Below are 19,762 nucleotides of genomic sequence, written 5' to 3' on the forward strand. Positions count from 1 at the left end.
TCGGCCTGCACCAGAAGGACAATGACCGCCTGCTCGCCACGCTCCGCCGCCTGCGCGACCTCGGCAACACCGTCATCGTCGTCGAACATGACGAAGACGCAATCCGCACCGCCGACTGGGTGGTCGACCTCGGCCCCGGCGCTGGCGTCCACGGCGGCACTGTCATGGCCGAAGGCACGCTGGAAACGATCCTCAAGGCCAAATCGCTCACCGCCGATTATCTCAACGGCACCCGCGAAATCGCGGTCCCCAAGACGCGGCGCAAGGGCAACAAGAAAAAGCTGACCGTCCACAACGCCCGCGCCAACAATTTGAAAAACGTCACCGCGAGCATCCCGCTCGGCACCTTCTGCTGCATCACCGGCGTGTCGGGTTCAGGCAAGTCGAGCTTCACCATCGACACGCTCTACGCGTCGGCGGCGCGGCAACTGAACGGCGCGCGCGTCATCGCGGGCGCGCATGACAAGATCACCGGCCTCGAACATTGCGACAAGGTGATCGACATCGACCAGTCACCCATCGGCCGCACGCCAAGGTCGAACCCTGCGACCTACACCGGCGCGTTCACCAACATCCGCGACTGGTTCGCGCAGCTGCCCGAAAGCGCGGCGCGCGGCTACAAGCCGGGGCGTTTCTCGTTCAACGTCAAGGGCGGCCGCTGCGAAACGTGCAGCGGCGACGGCCTGATCAAGATCGAAATGCACTTCCTGCCCGACGTCTATGTGACCTGCGAGGAATGCAACGGCAAGCGCTATAATCGTGAGACTTTGGAGGTCAAATGGAAGGGCCTCAGCATCGCCGACGTGCTCGACATGACGGTCGAGGACGCGGTCGAGGTCTTCAAGGCCGTCCCCCCGATCCGCGACAAAATGGCGATGCTGGCCGAGGTAGGGCTTGGCTATGTCAAGGTCGGGCAGCAGGCAACGACACTATCCGGCGGCGAAGCGCAACGCGTCAAACTCGCCAAGGAACTCAGCCGGCGCAGCACCGGCCAGACGCTTTACATCTTGGACGAGCCCACCACCGGCCTGCATTTCGAGGATGTCCGCAAGTTACTGGAAGTCCTCCACCGCCTGGTCGAACAGGGCAACAGCGTGGTGGTGATCGAACATAATCTCGACGTCATCAAGACCGCGGACTGGGTCATCGACCTGGGGCCGGAAGGCGGCGTCAAGGGCGGGGAGATTGTGGCGGAGGGCACTCCGGAACAGGTCGCCAAGGAGCCGCGCAGCTACACCGGCCATTATCTCGCGCCGATGTTGGCGAAGGCGAAGTAACCCGACCTAAACCCACACCGCCGAAAGCGGATAAAGCGCGATCAACACAACAAGGCAGCCCATCACCACCCGCCGGTCGCGCACGAATATCGCGATCAGCGACACCGGAAAGAACGACCATGTGATCACGAACGTCCGCACATCGGCCGCGGCGGGAAAGCCGGTGAGCACCAGCACCGCGCCCAGCAAGACGACGTTGCAGACGAAAACACCGGCCAGCACCGTGCGGTAGTGCCGCTCGAAATGCGCGTCGATCGCCTCCCAGTCGCCATCGGGGAACACCAGGGAAGCCGACACGAAATAGATCGCGGTAACAACAAATCCGCCGAACAAAGTCGGCCAGTTGACCGGCAAAAGATCGCGCACCGCCCAGCCGTACATCCAGAAAGTGACGACATCGCACGACACGAACAGCCCGAGCAAGGCGGTGGGCCAACCGATGCGAACGCGATGGCTCGCCTTCAAAGCCCGCGCCAGCCCGCCCAACCCTTCGGCAAGCGCCAGCCCAAGCAGCAAGCCGAACAGCGTAAAGATAAATTCGAACCCACTCATGATATGCCCCCGGTCTGGCCTTGTATCGCGCACTAAACTTGTTTTTGGTTTGGCGCAAACAGGTCAACGTGCTTTACCGGCGGTCGAACAGGGCAACAGCGTGGTGGTGATCGAACATAATCTCGACGTCATCAAGACCGCCGACTGGGTGATCGACCTGGGGCCGGAGGGTGGTGTCGGGCCGTCAGGCGACCGAAGGTCAACGGCGGGGAGATTGTGGCCGAGGGTACGCCGGAAGATGTGGTGAAAGTGCCCGCGAGTTATACGGGGCATTATTTGAAGCCGATGTTGGGCAAGGGTTAGCTATTCGGTCCCTGAACGAATGTCGGCTATCAGCGCGCTATGCAGCTTGGGTTAATGACCGGTAAGTTGTGGTTTGCGGACAGGCAGCTTTCAGGAGGTTGAGGCCAGTAGCAGTCATTCATACAATTTTGGCGACGACAGCTTCGCGCCAAATGAACATGTTTAGCGACCTGCTACACGATCCCAAAAGCGGTCGTGCGTTCACAACTGCTAGGGGGATCTTTTCGAACAAGCGGCATTGGCGTTTAGCCGCCGGTCGCATCTAGTCGGCGGGAGGTTCACCGCCTTTCACCTAGATTGCGGAGAGCGCCTGTCTAATGCCCGCCACTGCTTTACATACCAGCGCAATTCAGAATAAACAGCAGTTGGGATGGCTGCGCGGCTTTTGTCACAGTACGAACCAAGAGCGGGGGAATAGCATGATCAAATCGTTGCGGCGACTTCTGGCGACCACCTACGGAGAGCATCGCGGTCTTTTTGGGAAGTTCGCGTTTGAGCTAGTGGTTGTGTTCATTGGTGTCACAGCCGCTTTTGCAATAGAGAATTGGCGGCAGGAGGCCGAAGAAGCGCGCTATCGATCAACAGTGGTTGTCGCAGTGGGGCAGACATTTGGGAGCGTTGCCACGCATGGACGCGGAATAAGCCGTGCAATTTCCGATAAGCTCCGTGTTTTCGACGACGGTGTGGCGCGAGGCGACCAGCCTAAACTACCCGTCTACCGTGAGCCGGGTGGTGAAGGGCCCCCAACCCAAATCTGGGACGGGCTCATGTCGACGGGTGCCTTGAAAGCCCTGAAGCCTGATATGGTTTGGCGTTTGGCTGCATTTTACAATGAGTTAAACTCTGTTGGGGACCGCTACCTCCGCTACAACGCCGTCACCGAGACACTTGTCTTCGGGCTAGATCCCGACCAGGCAGACGCTTGGGTGGATGGGCGGCTTAAGCCTGAGTTTCGCGCCTACGTCGCACAGTTGCGCGAGCTGCGGGCCGCGAATGACAGCGTCATCCGGAAAGCCGATCGGCTTCGTCGCGACATAGAACTAGATAACGCAAAGCACTGATCCGGTCCTGTCTGCAATGTTGTCGTTTCCGGAAAGTCCGCTTTCGTATCATATTTCCCATTAGCAGACATCAGCGATTCAAGGCAGTGAAACCCGCTCCTTGCCAAAGCTATGACAATGTCATACACTTCGCCCATGTACAGCAGAACCACAAAGCCCGTCACCGTAACCCTTGGCCCATTGACGGACATGGCGCAATCGCGGGTGGCATCGGGGCGTTTTGCTTCGGTGAGCGAAGTGGTTCGCGCCGGTTTGCGGGCGTTGGAACGGGAAGAAGCCGCTCTCGATGCAATATTGCAGGGAAAGGTACAGGCGGCACTGGCTGACCCAGCCCCCTCAATACCGCAGTCTGATGTTTTTGCCGAGCTCAAAGCAGTCCACGAAAAGCGCAAATCTGTGTGAAGAATTACAACGTTACGTGGCGGCCACAGGCGCGTGGCGATTTGCTGGCATTATATGAATGGATTGCGGAACAGGTTGATCCCGATACTGCCTATGAATATGTGAGCAAGATAGAGGCGCACGCCGCAGCGCTTTCCGCCTATCCCGAACGCGGAACGGCGCGGGATGATCTGGCACTAGGTGTCCGCACAATCCCCTACCGCCGTCGTACCGTGATCGCCTATCAAGTCTTGGACGATATAGTCGAAATTCTTGCCATCGCCCATGCCGGACGCGACTTGGGTGGTGTGTTTACGTGAAGGCGGATTTTGCCAGAACGTACCATCGAATTGTAGGCAAACCCTTGCCACCCTGCCCGCATGACTGCGCGCGCATCTGCTCCGACGCTTCGCTCCCCCGCTCCTAGCTTAAAGCAACAACGGATACAGTTTCAGGCCCGTTTTGCGTGCCTTTTGTATCTTTATCTTTGCAGCCCTCGCCAAGGTCCTTTCCGGGTCGATGGCGAGGTGAAGGAGCTGAAGCCGCAATCCGCCGAACAAAAGCGCCATTACAAATGGATAGTGCTTGACTTGTCAGCAATGTTCCTGTAATGTTCTCATCGCTGCCCGCCTTTGCGGGGTGCATGTTCTTTGAACCCGTTGATCCCCCCGCTTGGCCGACGGCGAAGAATTCCGGCATCTGCGCGCGAAGCGGAAATGGCGCTTCGTCAGCTGCCTCCCGACAGGCGCTTACCTGTCAACTTAGTGTCAACTTCGGGAACTCCTGCTGTCGTGAAATTCCGGGGACGCAATACTAATTAGCACAATCAAAACCCCCTTCCCAACCCACCCCCAATCCGCCAAACCCTTCTTATGTCCGCTGGTAACTGGCCCTTGAAATGTAGGACTTCTGATGTCAGCGTCCGACCATGACCGCGCCTGTCTCCCCGTCGCCTTCACCTTCTGCCCCGCTGAGTTAAAGCAACAAAGTATCCATTTTCACCTTCGTTTTGCGTATCTTTTGTATCTTTATGAACGCCACGCTCGCCAAGGCAAATGCGCCGGTGTAAGCGGGCGTATGTCACGCGGGCGTCATGTTTTTCTGTAACGCCGCCGGTGGGTAATGAAGGAGAGTGCAATGCGTAAATCGTCTTCCCTGTTGCTGGCGACCTGCCTGATCGCCGCGCCTGCGCTGGGCCAGACCGCCCCTGCCACCCCCCCTGCCCCCGCCGCCATAGCCAAACCGCCGGTCACCACCAGCGACGGCTATCTGAAAGCCGGTCAGGCCGAGCTAAAGCGCCTGATCGCGGACAGGCCCAACAACCGCAAGGCGCGTAATGTCATCATCTTCATCGGCGACGGCATGGGCGTTGCCACGCTGACCGCTGGCCGCATTTTCGAAGGGCAGCAGCTTGGCCTCGACGGCGAATCCTATGTCGCCGAGATGGACCGTCTGCCCCACACTGCTCTGGTCAAAACCTACTCGCATGATGCGCAGGTCGCCGACAGCGCGCCGACCGCCACGGCCATCGTTGCCGGGATCAAGACCAAGAACGGCGTGATCGGCGTCGGGCCAGAAGCCATCGAGAATGACTGCGCCGCAACGGCTCCGTTCAAGGTGCCCTCGCTGTTCGGGATGGCCGAGGACAAGGGCTATGCCACCGGCATCGTCTCCACCGCGACGATCACCCACGCCACTCCTGCCTCGACCTACGCCCACACGGCGCAGCGCGACTGGGAGGTGGATGCCAATATGCCCGACGCTGCGAAGGCCGCAGGCTGCACCGACATCGCGCGTCAGATGATCGAATGGCCGCATGGCAACGGACTTGAGGTCATGCTCGGCGGCGGGCGTCAGCATTTCATTCCCGCGACGGTGGCTGATCCTGAATATCCCAACGCGAAGGGCAAGCGCGCCGATGGCAAGGACCTGCCCGCCGTCTGGAAGGCCGCCAACCCGAATGGCGCTTATGTATGGAACAGCGAAAGCTTTGCCGCGGTCGATCCGACGAAAACCAGCAAGCTGCTCGGCCTGTTCGAGCCTTCGCATATGCAGTTCGAGGCTGACCGGACGGCGGCTGGAGGCAAGGAGCCTTCGCTCGCCGAGATGACGACCAAGGCGATTGCGATGCTGTCGAAAAACCGGAAAGGCTATGTCCTGATGGTCGAGGCCGGACGCATCGACCACGCGCACCATGGCGGCAATGCGCGCCGTGCTCTGCAGGATACGGTCGCGCTCAATCAGGCGTTGAAGGCGGCGATGGACAGCGTCGACCTGCGCGATACGCTGATCGTCGTGACATCGGACCATAGCCACGCTTTCACGATGGCTGGCTATCCCGAACGCGGCAATCCGATACTGGGCGTGGTGTCGGCGCCGATCGGCACACCGACGCTGGCCAAGGACGGCAAGGCCTATACGACCCTGGGCTATGCCAACGGCCCGGGCGCAGTTTCCGCCACCGAACGGCCTGATCCTTCGAAGGAAGATACAGGGGCGCTGAATTATCGTCAGCAGTCGCTGGTCGGCCTGTCATCCGAAACCCATGGCGGCGATGATGTCGTGGCGCGGGCGGCGGGGCCAAAGGCGCATCTGTTCAAGGGCACGATCGAGCAGAACACGATCTTCCACATCATGCGTGCGGCACTGGGCTTGTAAGACGAGGAGCCTTAACGCGGCGGGGATACAAAAACCCCGCCCGGAAGGGAGGCACCATTCCGGACGGGGTCTTTAAGTCCACCCAACATGCTAGGGGGAAAGGGAGGACTTTATTTTCAGGCTCCCTTTAAAAGGGGAGCCTGAAAACTCAGGGCATAACGACCGTATCGACGGCGTGGATGGTGCCGTTCGATCCAATCATGTCCGGGCCGGTGACGGTGGACTTGCCACCCTTGGCGTCGGTCAGGACGATCTTGTCGCCATCCATGCTGGCCTTCAGGCTTCCGCCGTTCAGCGTCTTAATGGTGGCGGTGCCGTTACCGGCGGTGATCAGCTGGGCGAGGTCGCCCGACTTCACGTTACCGGACACGACGTGATATTTCAGGATTTCGCCCAGCTTGGCCTTGCTTTCCGGCTTCATCAAACCGTCCAGCGTGGCCTTGTCGACCTTGGCGAAAGCATCGTTGGTCGGGGCAAAGACTGTGAAAGGTCCTACGCCATTGAGCGTTTCCACCAGTCCGGCAGCGGTCAATGCAGACACAAGCGTCGAAGCCTGCGAATTGCTTTGTGCCAAGCCAACAATGGTCTGGTCACCAACAGGTGCCTGCGCGACCATATTGGCGCCAGCGGTGTCGTCCTGCACGACTTCGGTGTCGGTTGCGACCGGATCGGCAGGAGTTTCGTTGGAACATGCGGCCAGCGACAATGCTGACAAAGTGGTAATGAATGCGATTTTTGCGGTGTTCATAAAAATGGTTCCTTTGGAAGGACTACCCCTCGGTATTCAGTAACGTAGGAGCAGGGCAAAAGGTTGCATCGGTCCAACAAAAAAATCGCCTGTAAAAACCGGCTCATCGAATCTTGTGCCCTGCATGAGACAACTTGCACCGCCCCGCATCCACGCTATGGGCAGAAGTGATGGGTAATCTGGCCGACACATTGCGCGAAACCGCCATTCATCTGGCAGAGGTCAGCACCACCCCGCGCCTCGACGCCGAATTGCTGGCGGCGCACGCGCTCGGTTTGGAACGGTCGCAGATGCTGCTCCGGCTGACCGACCTCGAAACACCGCCGAGCCTGACGGATATGACGGATCGCCGGTTACGCAATGAACCCGTCGCCTATATTACGGGTCGGCAGGCTTTCTGGGATTTGGACCTTGTCGTCACGCCCGATGTCTTGATCCCCCGGGCTGATAGCGAAACCTTGATCGATGTCGCGGTCGAATATTTCCAAGGCGCCAAAGCGGTCGGCGAAACAGGCCCGGCGCGCTTATTGGACCTTGGTACAGGCTCAGGCGCGCTTGTGCTCGCATGTCTGTCGGCCTTTCCGGACGCCAGCGGCGTCGGCATGGATGCAAGTTCTGCAGCCTTAGCCGTGGCGCGGGCGAATGCTGCCCGGCTGGGGTTGGAACCACGGTCCCAATGGATACACCGCAGTTGGACCGATCCAGCCTGGAGCAGCGACCTTGGGCAGTTTGACCTCATCATCTCCAACCCACCTTATGTCGAAACAGATGCCGGTCTGGACGCCATGGTTGCCGCCTATGAGCCACATGCGGCCCTGTTTGCAGGCCCGGACGGGCTGGACGATTACCGCATTCTTGTCCCGCATTTGTCATCGATGCTCTCGCCCGGTGGTATCGCCGTGTTTGAAATCGGCCACACACAGGCTGAGGCCGTTAGCGATTTGGCAAGCAATTCGGGGTTATCCACTGAAATGCGCCGCGATCTAGCCGGCAAACCACGCGCCTTGCGCTTTTCGCTTGGAATCGGGGATATGAACGGCTAGGACGCATAGTGCATCGCAGCAAAAACGCCTCGATCCGGGCCTTTCATGCGAAGCCGCCTCCCAGCGCAGATGGAAAATTTTAAGATCGGGACGGATCTTGATCGAACCCGAAAGACTGGGTTCAGGGAAGCACCAGGCAACAGAAATATGCAAAGCAGAGGACAGGGCAAATCCTGATGAACACCAACAACCGGCAGCAGCAGAGCAACAACAACCGGCGTCGCGGTCGTAACAACAACAACAACCGGCAGCAAAACAACAATCGCAGCGGTTTCGACTATCAGAACCAGATTGACAATCGTGCGCGCGGCAACGCGGCGCAGATGCTGGAAAAGTACAAGAAACTGGCACAGGATGCACAGTTTAACGGTGACCGTGTAAACGCCGAATATCATCTGCAATTTGCCGACCATTATTTCCGCGTCCTCGCCGATTTCCGCAGCCGTCAAGAGACGCGTCAGGATCAGCAAGGCGAACGCCGCCCTCGTGACGAATGGCGCGATCAGGATCGCGAAGGCAGCTATGACGAGATGGATCCTGGCGAAAATGCAGAGCGCGAGAGCGAAGCTGAGAACAATGCGGAAGAAGCTGAAGAGCAGCCCCGCCGCGAATCACGCGACAATCGCCCGCGCCGGAATGATCGCCCAGAGCGTACCAATCGGAGTGATCGCGTCGGAAATCGGGATAGCAATCGCAGCCCGCGCCGTCACCATAGCGAAGTGAATGACGACGAACCTGCAGGGTTGGATCTTGCTGTATTGCCGCCTTCGATCGCCATTGCTTCTTCAGAAGACACTGATGTCGAGGTCGAAGCTGTCAAACCAGCCCGCAAGCCCCGCGCACGCCGCCCCAAATCGGCAAATGACGAGGAAACAGCGACAGCGGCGGAATAAATCCCGACCCTGCGTTAAGCATCTGGTCATCTGGTAAAATTTAGCTAACTCTCCAATAGTCTGTAACGGGGGAGAGATGAAATGCGCCATTTGCTGCTTTTGGGAATGGGATGCGTCATCGCAGCGCCCCTGTGTGCACAGGGTGACGTAACCAGCGCGCAAGGCGACGTCGCGGTCACCATCTATCAGAACGGCCAAAGCCTTGTGCAGGATACAAGGCAAATGAACCTGCCGTCGGGCCGCTCCAAACAGGAATTCCCCGACGTTTCTGCACAAATCCGCGCCGAAACGGTGACCCTGACAGGACCCGGAATAGGCATTGTCGAACAGAATTTCGACTATGACTTGCTGACCCCTGCCAAACTGATGGAAAAGGCAGTGGGGCAAACGGTAACCCTGCTGCGAACAAATGTCGCCACCGGCGCAGAATCACGTCTCCGTGCCAAGGTTCTTGCGGCCAATGGCGGGGTTGTTCTGCAAATTGGCGAGACCATCGAGGTGTTACGCGATGACGGGCTTCCGGTGCGGGTCATCTTCGATAAGGTCCCGCCAAACCTGCGTGCGCGTCCGACATTGTCAGTGACACTGGAATCAAAGGGGGGGGTGACCCCAACGACATTGACGTATCTTACACCCGGTCTTGGCTGGACGTCGGATTATGTGACGCTCTTCGATGATGCAAAGCAAACTATCGATGTACAAGGCTGGGTCACGCTCACCAACAATACAGGCACCGACTATGCCAGCGCCGATGTGCTGCTCGTTGCGGGCAACCCCAATCAAGGCGGTAATCGCCGCGTGTATCAGACGCCATATAATGGATCGACAGGCACTATCGACGAAGCGGGCACAGAATCGAACGACCGTGAGCGTTTGGGAGATTATTATCTCTACCCGCTTGGCGAGCGCACAACGATTGCGAATGCACAGCAAAAACAGGTCAGCTTTCTCGATGTAAAATCGGCTCCAGCGCGTAACACTTATGAATTCAACAATGGTTGGCTGGCCACAAATGAGGCGGCAAGCGCGGCATCCGTCTTGAAATTCTCCACCTCAAAAGGCGGTGGGCTTGGCGACCAACTCCCATCGGGCACAATGCGGGTCTATATGCGCGACAAACGTGGCGACCCGCAATTCATCGGCGAAAGCCAGATCGAGGCAACACCGATGGGCAGCGCCATGTCGATCCGCACCGGCGAAGCCTTTGACGTCAAAGTCAAAACCGTCGTGGAGGAACGCACACGGATCAATGCCAGCCGCTGGAAAACCCGTATGCGCTACGAAATCACCAACGCGCGCGGAAATGCCATTACCGTTGACCTTGGCCAAAACGGGCTGTGGGGCGATGTGCGGATCAGCGAGCAAAGCCAGGAGGGCAAACGCGTATCTGCCGACCGCATCGAATGGAGTGTCCCGGTGGCGGCAAATGGCAAGGCGACCGTGACCGCCACTTTCGACAGCCGTTACTAAGCTGTGCGTGGGCTGACTGCCCTATTCATCCTGCTGTCCGCGGTCCCCGTCGCGGCACAGACAGTCGTGGTTTCAGCTGAACCCGAAGCGGTCTCCCTTGCCGTTTACCGTGGCGATAAATATGGAGGGCAGCCAATTGATCCCAATTGGCCCACCGGCTACGCCCTAGTTACGGAAACGCGCACACTCAATATTCCTGCGGGGGAAAGTGTCATACGCTTTGAAGGCGTCGCCGAAGGGATGTTCCCCGAAAGCGCCATTGTCACGGGCCTTCCCAAAAGCGTCAAAGAAAAGAACCGAGATGCACGGCTGCTGTCGCCATTGGGTCTGGTGGACGCCTACCTGAAACGGCAAGTGACGATTACCCGCACCCAACGGGCGACAGGAAAAACGCGCGAGTATCCGGCAATGATTACATCAGCGCCGGGCGGGGCCGTCATTCTGCAGACCGGCGACGGCTATGAAGCCTTGCATTGTACCGGTCTTCCAGAACGCATGGCCTTCGCAAATCTGCCTCAGAATCTATCGGCAAAACCGACGCTTTCGGTCATCACGCAAAGTGATCGCGCTGCAACGGTCAAAGTGAGTTTGACTTATCTGGCCGCCGGATTTGACTGGGAAGCCAACTATATCGCGCAAGTGCAGGAGCGGGGTCCGGGCGGGGCGGGTAAGGTAGATCTGTTTGCCTGGCTTACACTGGCTAATGGCGGGAATCAGAGTTTCGTCAATGCCAACACGATGGCAATCGCCGGAAAGCCCAATCGCGTTGCGCGCGGTCCACAGGCACGGCCAGCAGGCGGCGGACTAAGTCTGAAATGCTGGCCGACACAGCGTACACATGAAGTGCCTTACCGCCCGGGTTATTTCCCGCATTCTCCACCTTCGCCACCTGCCCCGATCGCCTATATGGATGAAGAGAGCGACAACATCATCGTAACTGCGCAGAAAATGCGACGGGAGTCCTTTGCTTCTGCCGCACCCGTTGCAGTAATGGTTGCCGAACAGGAAGATTTGGGCGATCTCAAACTTTATCGCATTCCGGAGCCGGTTACGGTCAATGCCAAGGGCCAGAAACAGGTCGCCATGCTAGTCAAACCAGGCGCAGCTTTCACACATTATTATGGCGCTTCAGTTCAAAATTATGCCATGCAAAGCACGCCCATGACGCTCATGTTGCGTGGCAAAAATACCCCCGAAAAAGGTCTCGGGCTGCCCATGCCTCAAGGCCAGATGATGATTTTCGAAAACAGCGAACATGGCCCCCTGCTCACTGGTGAAACAACGCTCAAGGATCGCGCTATTGGTGAAGATGTAGAAATCGCTGTCGGCAGTTCCGCAGATGTCCGCATTCAGGTGAAGCCACAATCTGAAAAGGCCGATAATCAGCGTTGGGAAATCAAAATTACCAATGCACGCAGTTCGCCCGTCAATATCGAAGTCGAGATACCCTATGAGCTACGCGACAAATCTAAGGCCGCACCCAAAATCGACGGTGTCCCGACATGGAAAACATCAGTCGCCGGCAACGATAGCGCGACGCTCATATATGAATTGAAACTGGAGCGTAATTAACTTTCGGGTAGCGGCCGTGGCTTGTGATTTTCGTCGAGAGCTACAAAAGTAAACAACCCTTCGGTCACCTTGACCTCCTGCTGCCCCCGTTCCCGTGTTGCAATAACCTCGATGCGGATTCCCATCGATGTCCGTCCGCGCCGTTCGATGCTGGCATAGACGGAGATAATGTCACGTAACAAAATCGGCGCAATAAATTCCATCTTCTCAATTGCAACGGTTGCACACGCGCCCTGCGACACACGGCCTGCGATGATGCCACCGGCCTGATCCATGACACCCAACACCCATCCGCCAAATATATGCCCATTTGCGTTGATATCGCCCGGCCCGGGAATGACCCTTAAAACCGGATCGGAACGCTTTGGCAGATTACGAACATTGTCACTCAACGGTCGGCTTCCTCTTCAAACGGATCTTCGACCGACTCGTCATGGCCAGATCCACTGGAAAGGAACACCAGTCCCATGAGGGCTGCGGTCAACATGATTGACGCCGTAATCGCACCGGCAGTCGCGATGAAAAAATGGATCGAAACCATCCCGTTATTCCACCAGAAAGTCCCGAGCACCAATATGGTAACAAGCACAGTGACCACAAGCATCCAGCGCATCAAACGCCAATAGCGTTTCCACGCAAAGCTGGCATATTCGGGGTCATCGAGGCGAGAGGGTCGAGGCATGTTCTTGCGAAGCGCTCTTTATGCTGTAAAGTCAAGAATGGGCAAGATGACAGGAGAGCGGTGATGACAATTACAGCGATTTTAAGTGGGCGAAACGGGGATGTATTCTCAGCCAAGCCGCATGAAAGCGTCGGCGAAGTCGTTGCCCGACTGGCGGAGAACCGTATTGGCGCTTTGCCCGTTATTGACGGTCCGGCCGTTGTCGGCATTTTTTCGGAACGCGATATTGTGTATGGCGTCGCAAAGCACGGCGCTGCGTTTCTGGCAAAAACCGTTGGCGAAACGATGACCGCACCGGCAATTACGGTGACGTCAGATTCTGCGATACTTTCCGCACTGTCCCTGATGACGCGTCGCCGTATCCGCCATTTGCCGGTCGTCGATCAGGGCCGCCTTACGGGGTTTGTTTCAATTGGCGATCTCGTAAAATTCCGTATCGAAAAAATCGAAGCCGAAGCGGCGGCCATGCGTGACTATATCAGTATGGCCTAGTAGTCGTTTGCACCGCAGATGGTTGGGAAACGGTCGAGGACGATGTCACTGGACTTGGCGTTGACATAATGGCCGGAATGGGCGCGTATTTCATATTCCAGTCGACCAGATCGCGCTCATATTGGGCATAAGCGTCGAAGAAGCGGATAAAAACGCCGTCCAGATCATTCAGCCCACCCATCGCATATTCGGGGAAAGCTGCGACCGGTACTGTGTTTGCCTCAGTCACTTTGCGAAGGGCCGTATCGCAATATTCCGACCTCACTGGCGGTAATGCAAAATAATTATAGAGATCCGTCAACTTGGTGTCCCGGACACGAAGTCCATTCTGACCGCGATATCTGGCGACATATTCACGATCGACGGTTTTGCTGCTTTTCGACAATTGCACCTTATGCGTAATGATGAACTTGTTATAGTGCGTTGCAATCTGGCTCCAGACCGGTCCCTGGCAATTCAATGCCGCTACGTTTAGCGCCGACCGGAAATGCCATATTTGTTCGTCACGGCTGAGCCCCCTATTGGGCGTAATACGAACCCCATCCAGACCCAAAGCAGGAACGCGCATCGAAGTGGCCGCTCCGCCGGGTGGACGTGGCATGACGGGCGGAGGTGGCGGAGGCGGAACTACAACCGGTGGAGGAGGCGCGACCACGACTTGCTTTGGAACCGGCGCACAGGCGGAAATGGTTGCCACTGTAAATATAATAGCCGCAACATTTTTATAACCGCGACGCATATCATTATCTCCAACCAAATTCAGACTTCAAAACAGGATTTTGTGGCCAAAGAAAAGCCGTGTTCGACAAGGCGCGTAAAAAAAAGGCCCGGCAGTTTCCCGCCGGGCCATATTTATATTTTCAACCTTAACCGAAGGTGACTTTTATTCGCGGTTACCCAAAAAGCTGAGTAGAAACTGGAACATATTGATAAAGTCCAGATACAGGTTCAACGCGCCCATGATCGCCGCTTTGCCAACCATGTCGGACCCCCGCACCTGCAAATAAATGCTCTTGATGGTTTGGGTGTCATATGCGGTAAGACCTGCAAAAATCAAAACGCCGGCGGCGCTAATGACCCACTGCATCGTGTCGGATGCGAGCCAGATGTTTGCAATGGATGCAACAAGAAGACCTACGACACCCATGATCAGGAACGTTCCCCAACCGCTAAGGTCCTTTTTAGTGGTATAGCCCCAAAGGCTAAGACCCGCAAAAGCGGCAGCTGTTGCAAAAAATGTCTGGGCAATCGATTCGCCGGTGAACATCATGAAAATGCGCGAAAGGGAAAGGCCCATCAAAACTGCGAACGCCCAGAACATTGCCTGCAATGCCGGTGTGGACAAACGGTTTTGACCAAAGCTCATCACCAAAACGATCGCCATAGGAGACAATATGATGACCCAACTCAAAAGGCTTGGGTTCAGCATTAGGTTTTGCGCCAATTCGGTCTGCGCGAAAAGCATTGCAACAATGCCCGTCAGCAAGACGCCCGAGGTCATATAATTGTAAACCTTGAGCATGTGCGCGCGAAGACCGGCGTCGAGAGCGACATCACCGGCTTGCGTGCCTACACCTGCAAGACTTGACTGGGTCCCGGTTACCCGTGGATCGGACCACTGTGCCATGACTAAATTCTCCTCAAAACACGGCACCATAGCCGCATGACCGCAATATTGGATGAAATTGCTCTAATTTCAAGCAAAACACGACATGGCGTTTTGGGATTTATTGCAAAATCCATCATGGCAGGGCATCACAAGGCATTGCAAAGTTGAATGGCAATTCAGGTTGCACGGCAATTTTGTTCTGCTAGCCATGATAATATTCGGCGAAAACAGCCACAAAGGAGAGAGATGTGAGTGATATGGTTGAAAGCGCGAAGCCGAACGCTGAAGCCGGTCAGGTCACTACGCCCTTACCCGAAGCCAGCGGTTATAGCTGGTATGTGCTGGGTGTTTTGGTGGTTGTTTACATACTCAACTTCATCGATCGCCAGATCCTGAGTATCCTCGCCGTCGATATAAAGGCCGACCTTGGGCTGACCGATTCCGACATGGGTTTTCTGGGAGGCGCCGCATTTGCCGTCTTTTACGCATTGTTCGGCATCCCTCTGGGACGACTGGCGGATAATTGGAGCCGCGTGAAACTGCTTTCCATCGGCCTGGCCTTATGGTCGCTTATGACCGCGTTGTCGGGATTTGCCCGCAATCAGGTGGAACTCACAATGGCCAGAATGGGGGTCGGCGTTGGTGAAGCGACGGCAAGTCCGACCGCTTACTCGCTGATTTCCGACTATTTTCCTAAACGGCAACGAGCCACGGCGCTGGCCATCTATTCATCAGGTCTGTATATTGGCGGCGGGGTATCGCTGTTTATCGGTGCCTTGATCGTCAAGGCATGGAACCAAGCCTATCCCGACGGCGGACCCTTGGGTCTGGTGGGGTGGCAAGCTGCATTTCTGGCGGTCGGCATTCCCGGCGTCATTGTCGCTTTGTGGGTTGCAACCTTGCGTGAACCCAAACGCGGGGCGATGGACGGTTTGGATACACAGGGTTCACCCGCGCCATTCCGCGCATTTGCCAGCGACCTTTCAATGATCGTGCCACCGTTTACGATAATTGGCGCATGGCAACGCGGGACATCGGCCCTTGTCATAAACATTATGACCGGTGTGGCTATCGCCGCTTTTGCTTATTGGATGATACAACTCACCGGGAATTTTCCGCAATGGTCAGCTGTCGGTTTCGGTTATTATGCCGTCTTTTCTTGGGCATCGGCCTTGCGGGCCAAGGACCCGGCGACTTTCAGGCTGATTTGGGGAACCCCTGCCTTTATTTGCACCACATTGGGTTACGGACTAGTCGCTTTGGCGGCTTATGCGCTTGCGTTCTGGTCAGCACCCTATGCCGAAATCATCCTCAAATTGCCAAAGCAGGAACTGGCGCTGTTTTTAGGTGCCAATGGTGCGGTGAGCGGATTTTTAGGTGTCATTTTAGGCGGCGCTATTGCAGATTCCTTACGCACCAAGATTCCGGCGGGCCGGATTTTGGTCATCATGCTTGGTGTCGTGGGACCAATTGTCCCGATATGGATCGGCTATACGACAGAAAATGCCATGCTCTTCTATATCATGAACTTTTTAGCCGGTATGCTGGGCGCGACAGCGCTGGGTGCGGCGGCGGCTACCACTCAGGATCTTGTCCTGCCACGCATGCGCGGCACGGCAACTGCTGCCTTTTTCCTCGGCACGACCCTCGTGGGGCTTTCCTTTGGCCCTTATATGGTGGGCCAGATTTCCGATCTGACCGGAACAATGGTCGATGGCAAGCTGGTCGGCAATTTGCGGGTCGGCATCTTGTCATTGATTGCAGTAGCACCAATTGCCGTAACATTACTCTTCTTCGCCTATCGCCTTGTCCCCAAAGCGGAAGCCAGCATCATCGAACGCGCGCGTGACGCCGGAGAATCTATTTAATCGCCTGATTAAATTCTACTTGACCCTAACGTCAACTTGTTGTCTCTAGCATCATTGTTGATAATTTCCGGAGAGTCCCATGTCGCTCGATACCATCCCGCGTGCTGCCTATAATGAAGACCATGAAGCATTCCGCCAGTCGGTGCGTCAGTTCCTGCTGAAAGAAGTCGCGCCAAACGCGAAGCAGTGGCAGGAAGACGGGATTGTCCCCAAATCGATTTGGCCGAAAGCCGGTGAAGTCGGGATGCTATGCCCCACCGTGCCAGCCGAATATGGCGGTCTGGGTCTCGATTTTGGATACAACGCCATTGTTGACGAAGAGTCGGCTTATTATGGCGGCGCGGCAACTGGCTTCTCTCTCCAATCCGACATCGTCGTCAATTATCTGGTCAGCTATGGCAGCGAAGAACAGAAAAAGCACTGGCTGCCCAAGATGATCTCTGGCGAGGTAATTACCGCTATCGCCATGACCGAACCGGGCACAGGATCCGATTTGCAAGGCATGAAGGCAACGGCCCGCAAAGATGGCAATCATTATGTCATCAACGGCAGCAAAACCTATATCACCAACGGCCAGAATGCCGACCTCATCCTTGTTTGCGTCAAAACAGACACCGAGGTACAACCTGCATGGAAGGGCATGTCGATCGTTTTGGTCGAGTCCGACCGCGAAGGGTTCAAGCGGGGCCGTAATCTCGACAAGATCGGCATGGATGAAGCCGATACATCGGAACTCTTCTTTGAAGATGTCCGCGTACCTATGACCAATTGCCTTGGCGAAGAAGGCAAGGGTTTCATCTATCTGATGAGCGAACTGCCGCAAGAACGGCTTTCCATCGCTGTCTCTGCGATGGCCAGCACGCAAAAGGCGTTTGACGAAACCGTTGCCTTTGCGCGCGACCGCATCGTATTTGGTAAGCCATTGCTTGATTTTCAGAACACGCGTTTCATTTTAGCTGACATCAAATCCAAATTGCAGGTGGGTTGGGCGCATCTCGATTGGGCACTCAACCGCCACTATAAAAAAGAACTGACCGCCGAAGAAGGTGCAGCTGCAAAGCTCTGGCACACCGAATTACAATGGGAAGTCGTTGATGCCTGCCTGCAATTGCATGGTGGCGCAGGATATATGAATGAATATCCCATCGCCCGTATGTGGCGCGCTGCGCGTGTCACGCGGATATTCGGCGGCACGAATGAAATCATGAAAGAACTGATTGGTCGGGGGCTTTAACACCCCCGCATTTTGCGCTGAACTGGATTTCGCGCATTGAGTAAATTGAAAGTATTATGAATGCCCAAACCCAAGTCATGGCAACTTGATCCATCAAGTTACCCGTTCAATCACCGTACCGAAACACGCTTTGCTGACATGGATGTGCTGGGGCATATCAACAATGTTTCGATGGCTGGGCTGTTCGAACATGGCCGCGGCATGTTCAACCATGCCATCGAAGTGCAGCGCAGAGCCGCCGGTCAGCGCTGGCTGATCGTAAGCGTTTCGCTAGATTATATCGCCGAGGCGCATTTCCCCGAACATGTCGATGTGGCCAGCGGTATATTGAGAATTGGCACCACCAGTTGGGACATTGCCTCCGCCGCCTTCCAAGGCGGGGCATGCAAGGCGACCTGCATCACGACGATTGTCTTAACCGACGCCAATGGCCCTACCGCAATCAACGCGGATTTGCGCTCGGAATTCGAGCGGTTGACCGTCCGACGGTAATTAGTCGGTAAAATTCGCCGCCCGCTTTTGCATCTGCGACATCACTGCCTCGATCTGGTTGGGTGTACGGATGACGCGGTTCTGGCGAACACTTTCGGCCATCAATATCGCATCTTCATCCAAGTCGGCATATTCGTTGAACAGGGCCTTTGCCTCGCGCATGGCTTCCGGATTGCGGTTGGCAATTTCCCGAGCGATTCCCATCGCCCGTGCATGCGGATTGTCATCCACATAGGTCGCAAATCCCAGCTCCAACGCAGCTGCACCGGAAAATTCCCGATTGGTGTAGGTCAGTTCCCGAAGAACGTCCTCACGCACCATCCCGCGCCACAGCGCATAGCCACCCATATCAGGGATAAGCCCCCATTTCATTTCCATCACCGCCATCCGCGCATCGGGGGCGACGACACGGATATCAGCGCCGCTGGCAATTTGCAGGCCACCGCCAAAGCACACACCATGCACCGCTGCGATGACCGGCATTGGCAGCTTGCGCCATAGCATGGCCACCTGCTGGAAAGTATTTGCATTGCCATGGGTGCGATCGGTCAAACTCTTGATGCCGCCGCTCGCGCTGGCACCGCCGCCTGCCATGCTGGCCATATCGAGGCCGGCACAAAAGCTGCGCCCCTCACCCGATAGCACGACTGCACGAACGCCCTGCATAGCCGCAAGTTCTTCACCAGCAGCAATAATTCCCTCAAACATGGCGGGGTCGAGGGCATTCATCTTGTCTGCCCGTGTCAGGCGCACATCGGCAATATGGTTTTCGACGGTGATACTAACGCGATCGTTCATGCGGGTTTTTCCTTCAAAGCAAATTCCACGAGCGGCAATTGGTCATTGCCAAAATACATCTTTGTCCCATCGACAAATATCGTCGGCGAACCATAGCCGCCGCGCGCAATCACCTCTTCGGTGTTGGAACGCAGTAAAGCCTTTACCGCGTCCGTTTGCGCCGCCGCCTGCATGGCGTCTCCGTCCAACCCGGCGGCCTTGGCCACGGCCACCAATGTTTCGGGATCGTCCAAATTCTCTTGCCTGCCAAAATAGCTTTCAAACGCCGCCTTCGTGAATTTCGTCAAAGCAGGCATGTCGTCGGCCAAAGTGCAAGCCATCCGCATTGCAACAACGCTTTTTGCCGGGTGATATTGGCTTGGAAAGTGCATTTCGACACCGGCCAATTTGGACCAGTCTTTCATAACTTTCCAGGCATGGTTCAATTTGCGGTTGTCGGTCGCTTCGCGCGCCGCATAAACGGATTGATTAACTGCGTTGAAAACGCCGCCAACCAATATCGGCCGCAACACCGCTTCGGTGCCGGTTCGCGCCAAAATCGGCTGCAAATTGGTGAAAGCCAAATATGTCCACGGGCTGGAAAGATCATAGAAAAATTCGATCCGCGCACCTGTCATCGCCTTCTCCCT

At 56.3% G+C, this 19,762-nt stretch carries 21 protein-coding genes and 1 pseudogene; 14 read left to right on the forward strand and 8 right to left on the reverse strand.

Translation table 11 applies throughout. The annotated features are described in order from the left end of the window. On the forward strand, positions 1-1,277 hold a 1,277-nt coding region (locus ACEW72_RS09715; RefSeq protein ID WP_373476179.1), incomplete at its 5' end, for an ATP-binding cassette domain-containing protein. A 6-nt stretch (positions 1,278-1,283) separates the two neighbouring features. Here ACEW72_RS09715 and ACEW72_RS09720 read toward each other — a convergent pair. Beyond that, positions 1,284-1,829 carry a hypothetical protein gene (locus ACEW72_RS09720; RefSeq protein WP_373476180.1) on the reverse strand — a complete coding sequence of 182 codons (546 nt, stop codon included), beginning with the start codon at positions 1,827-1,829 and terminating at the stop codon, positions 1,284-1,286. Between the two features lie 82 nt (positions 1,830-1,911). On the opposite strand from ACEW72_RS09720, the pseudogene ACEW72_RS09725 reads away from it, so the two are divergent. From ACEW72_RS09725 to ACEW72_RS09745, 5 genes and pseudogenes are all read left to right on the forward strand, one after another. Continuing rightward, positions 1,912-2,132 (forward strand): annotated as a pseudogene (locus ACEW72_RS09725) (hypothetical protein); the annotation flags it as partial. 419 nt (positions 2,133-2,551) lie between these two features. Beyond that, on the forward strand, positions 2,552-3,193 hold the full coding sequence (locus tag ACEW72_RS09730) for a hypothetical protein (protein ID WP_373476181.1): 642 nt from the start codon (positions 2,552-2,554) through the stop codon (positions 3,191-3,193). Between the two features lie 135 nt (positions 3,194-3,328). After that, a complete protein-coding gene (locus ACEW72_RS09735) occupies positions 3,329-3,595 on the forward strand; it encodes a type II toxin-antitoxin system ParD family antitoxin (protein ID WP_373476182.1) in 267 nt (88 codons plus the stop codon). Continuing rightward, positions 3,592-3,894, forward strand: coding sequence for a type II toxin-antitoxin system RelE/ParE family toxin (locus tag ACEW72_RS09740; RefSeq protein ID WP_373476183.1), 303 nt, complete (start codon positions 3,592-3,594; stop codon positions 3,892-3,894). Before ACEW72_RS09735 ends, ACEW72_RS09740 begins: the two co-directional genes overlap by 4 nt. 802 nt (positions 3,895-4,696) lie before the next feature. Continuing rightward, the gene (locus ACEW72_RS09745; protein ID WP_373476184.1) at positions 4,697-6,232 is read left to right on the forward strand and encodes an alkaline phosphatase; all 1,536 of its coding nucleotides are present in this window, start codon (positions 4,697-4,699) and stop codon (positions 6,230-6,232) included. A 148-nt stretch (positions 6,233-6,380) separates the two neighbouring features. On the opposite strand, the gene ACEW72_RS09750 is transcribed toward ACEW72_RS09745, so the two are convergent. Continuing rightward, a complete protein-coding gene (locus ACEW72_RS09750) occupies positions 6,381-6,980 on the reverse strand; it encodes a fasciclin domain-containing protein (protein ID WP_373476185.1) in 600 nt (199 codons plus the stop codon). 134 nt (positions 6,981-7,114) lie between these two features. Between ACEW72_RS09750 and prmC the strand changes: the two genes are divergently transcribed. The 4 genes from prmC (at position 7,115) to ACEW72_RS09770 (ending at position 11,958) form a co-directional block, all read left to right on the forward strand. Beyond that, positions 7,115-8,023, forward strand: coding sequence for a peptide chain release factor N(5)-glutamine methyltransferase (gene prmC / locus ACEW72_RS09755; protein ID WP_373476186.1), 909 nt, complete (start codon positions 7,115-7,117; stop codon positions 8,021-8,023). Between the two features lie 176 nt (positions 8,024-8,199). Continuing rightward, complete coding sequence (locus tag ACEW72_RS09760) at positions 8,200-8,916, forward strand: DUF4167 domain-containing protein (RefSeq protein ID WP_373476187.1); 717 nt, start codon at positions 8,200-8,202, stop codon at positions 8,914-8,916. 81 nt (positions 8,917-8,997) lie between these two features. Further along, the gene (locus ACEW72_RS09765; protein WP_373476188.1) at positions 8,998-10,386 is read left to right on the forward strand and encodes a DUF4139 domain-containing protein; all 1,389 of its coding nucleotides are present in this window, start codon (positions 8,998-9,000) and stop codon (positions 10,384-10,386) included. A 3-nt stretch (positions 10,387-10,389) separates the two neighbouring features. Beyond that, positions 10,390-11,958, forward strand: a complete 1,569-nt coding sequence (locus ACEW72_RS09770; protein ID WP_373476189.1) for a DUF4139 domain-containing protein — start codon at positions 10,390-10,392, stop codon at positions 11,956-11,958. Here ACEW72_RS09770 and ACEW72_RS09775 read toward each other — a convergent pair. Beyond that, a complete protein-coding gene (locus ACEW72_RS09775; RefSeq protein ID WP_373476190.1) occupies positions 11,955-12,350 on the reverse strand; it encodes an acyl-CoA thioesterase in 396 nt (131 codons plus the stop codon). The two genes, ACEW72_RS09770 and ACEW72_RS09775, sit on opposite strands and share 4 nt — an antisense overlap. Beyond that, a complete protein-coding gene (locus tag ACEW72_RS09780; protein ID WP_373476191.1) occupies positions 12,347-12,640 on the reverse strand; it encodes a hypothetical protein in 294 nt (97 codons plus the stop codon). The genes ACEW72_RS09775 and ACEW72_RS09780 overlap by 4 nt, the downstream gene beginning before the upstream one ends. A gap of 63 nt (positions 12,641-12,703) precedes the next feature. Between ACEW72_RS09780 and ACEW72_RS09785 the strand changes: the two genes are divergently transcribed. After that, positions 12,704-13,132, forward strand: coding sequence for a CBS domain-containing protein (locus ACEW72_RS09785; RefSeq protein WP_373476192.1), 429 nt, complete (start codon positions 12,704-12,706; stop codon positions 13,130-13,132). Here ACEW72_RS09785 and ACEW72_RS09790 read toward each other — a convergent pair. Beyond that, positions 13,119-13,871 carry a hypothetical protein gene (locus tag ACEW72_RS09790; RefSeq protein ID WP_373476193.1) on the reverse strand — a complete coding sequence of 251 codons (753 nt, stop codon included), beginning with the start codon at positions 13,869-13,871 and terminating at the stop codon, positions 13,119-13,121. The genes ACEW72_RS09785 and ACEW72_RS09790 overlap by 14 nt on opposite strands. A 144-nt stretch (positions 13,872-14,015) precedes the next feature. Beyond that, positions 14,016-14,759, reverse strand: coding sequence for a Bax inhibitor-1 family protein (locus ACEW72_RS09795; RefSeq protein ID WP_373476194.1), 744 nt, complete (start codon positions 14,757-14,759; stop codon positions 14,016-14,018). A 239-nt stretch (positions 14,760-14,998) separates the two neighbouring features. Here ACEW72_RS09795 and ACEW72_RS09800 point away from each other — a divergent pair, with 239 nt between their 5' ends. The 3 genes from ACEW72_RS09800 (at position 14,999) to ACEW72_RS09810 (ending at position 18,335) form a co-directional block, all read left to right on the forward strand. Further along, on the forward strand, positions 14,999-16,609 hold the full coding sequence (locus tag ACEW72_RS09800) for a spinster family MFS transporter (RefSeq protein ID WP_373476236.1): 1,611 nt from the start codon (positions 14,999-15,001) through the stop codon (positions 16,607-16,609). 79 nt (positions 16,610-16,688) lie between these two features. Further along, on the forward strand, positions 16,689-17,843 hold the full coding sequence (locus ACEW72_RS09805) for an acyl-CoA dehydrogenase family protein (RefSeq protein WP_373476195.1): 1,155 nt from the start codon (positions 16,689-16,691) through the stop codon (positions 17,841-17,843). Positions 17,844-17,903: 60 nt separating this feature from the next. After that, a complete protein-coding gene (locus ACEW72_RS09810; RefSeq protein ID WP_373476196.1) occupies positions 17,904-18,335 on the forward strand; it encodes an acyl-CoA thioesterase in 432 nt (143 codons plus the stop codon). On the opposite strand, the gene ACEW72_RS09815 is transcribed toward ACEW72_RS09810, so the two are convergent. Further along, positions 18,336-19,133 (reverse strand): crotonase/enoyl-CoA hydratase family protein, encoded by a 798-nt coding sequence (locus ACEW72_RS09815; protein ID WP_373476197.1) that lies wholly within the window; start codon positions 19,131-19,133, stop codon positions 18,336-18,338. Further along, positions 19,130-19,750 carry a 2-hydroxychromene-2-carboxylate isomerase gene (locus ACEW72_RS09820; protein ID WP_373476198.1) on the reverse strand — a complete coding sequence of 207 codons (621 nt, stop codon included), beginning with the start codon at positions 19,748-19,750 and terminating at the stop codon, positions 19,130-19,132. The genes ACEW72_RS09815 and ACEW72_RS09820 overlap by 4 nt, the downstream gene beginning before the upstream one ends. Between the last annotated feature and the right edge of the window lie 12 nt (positions 19,751-19,762).

Origin of the sequence: Sphingorhabdus sp., from assembly GCF_041737645.1 — a bacterium.
Classification (GTDB): Bacteria; Pseudomonadota; Alphaproteobacteria; order Sphingomonadales; family Sphingomonadaceae; genus Sphingorhabdus_B.

Coding starts and splice junctions, on each gene's coding strand:
- ACEW72_RS09720 (WP_373476180.1), bottom strand. CDS start 1,829: ATGAGTGGGTTCGAATTTATCTTTACGCTGTTCGGCTTGCTGCTTGGG.
- ACEW72_RS09730 (WP_373476181.1), top strand. CDS start 2,552: ATGATCAAATCGTTGCGGCGACTTCTGGCGACCACCTACGGAGAGCAT.
- ACEW72_RS09735 (WP_373476182.1), top strand. CDS start 3,329: ATGTACAGCAGAACCACAAAGCCCGTCACCGTAACCCTTGGCCCATTG.
- ACEW72_RS09745 (WP_373476184.1), top strand. CDS start 4,697: ATGAAGGAGAGTGCAATGCGTAAATCGTCTTCCCTGTTGCTGGCGACC.
- ACEW72_RS09750 (WP_373476185.1), bottom strand. CDS start 6,980: ATGAACACCGCAAAAATCGCATTCATTACCACTTTGTCAGCATTGTCG.
- ACEW72_RS09760 (WP_373476187.1), top strand. CDS start 8,200: ATGAACACCAACAACCGGCAGCAGCAGAGCAACAACAACCGGCGTCGC.
- ACEW72_RS09765 (WP_373476188.1), top strand. CDS start 8,998: ATGCGCCATTTGCTGCTTTTGGGAATGGGATGCGTCATCGCAGCGCCC.
- ACEW72_RS09780 (WP_373476191.1), bottom strand. CDS start 12,640: ATGCCTCGACCCTCTCGCCTCGATGACCCCGAATATGCCAGCTTTGCG.
- ACEW72_RS09785 (WP_373476192.1), top strand. CDS start 12,704: ATGACAATTACAGCGATTTTAAGTGGGCGAAACGGGGATGTATTCTCA.
- ACEW72_RS09790 (WP_373476193.1), bottom strand. CDS start 13,871: ATGCGTCGCGGTTATAAAAATGTTGCGGCTATTATATTTACAGTGGCA.
- ACEW72_RS09795 (WP_373476194.1), bottom strand. CDS start 14,759: ATGGCACAGTGGTCCGATCCACGGGTAACCGGGACCCAGTCAAGTCTT.
- ACEW72_RS09800 (WP_373476236.1), top strand. CDS start 14,999: ATGGTTGAAAGCGCGAAGCCGAACGCTGAAGCCGGTCAGGTCACTACG.
- ACEW72_RS09805 (WP_373476195.1), top strand. CDS start 16,689: ATGTCGCTCGATACCATCCCGCGTGCTGCCTATAATGAAGACCATGAA.
- ACEW72_RS09810 (WP_373476196.1), top strand. CDS start 17,904: ATGCCCAAACCCAAGTCATGGCAACTTGATCCATCAAGTTACCCGTTC.
- ACEW72_RS09815 (WP_373476197.1), bottom strand. CDS start 19,133: ATGAACGATCGCGTTAGTATCACCGTCGAAAACCATATTGCCGATGTG.
- ACEW72_RS09820 (WP_373476198.1), bottom strand. CDS start 19,750: ATGACAGGTGCGCGGATCGAATTTTTCTATGATCTTTCCAGCCCGTGG.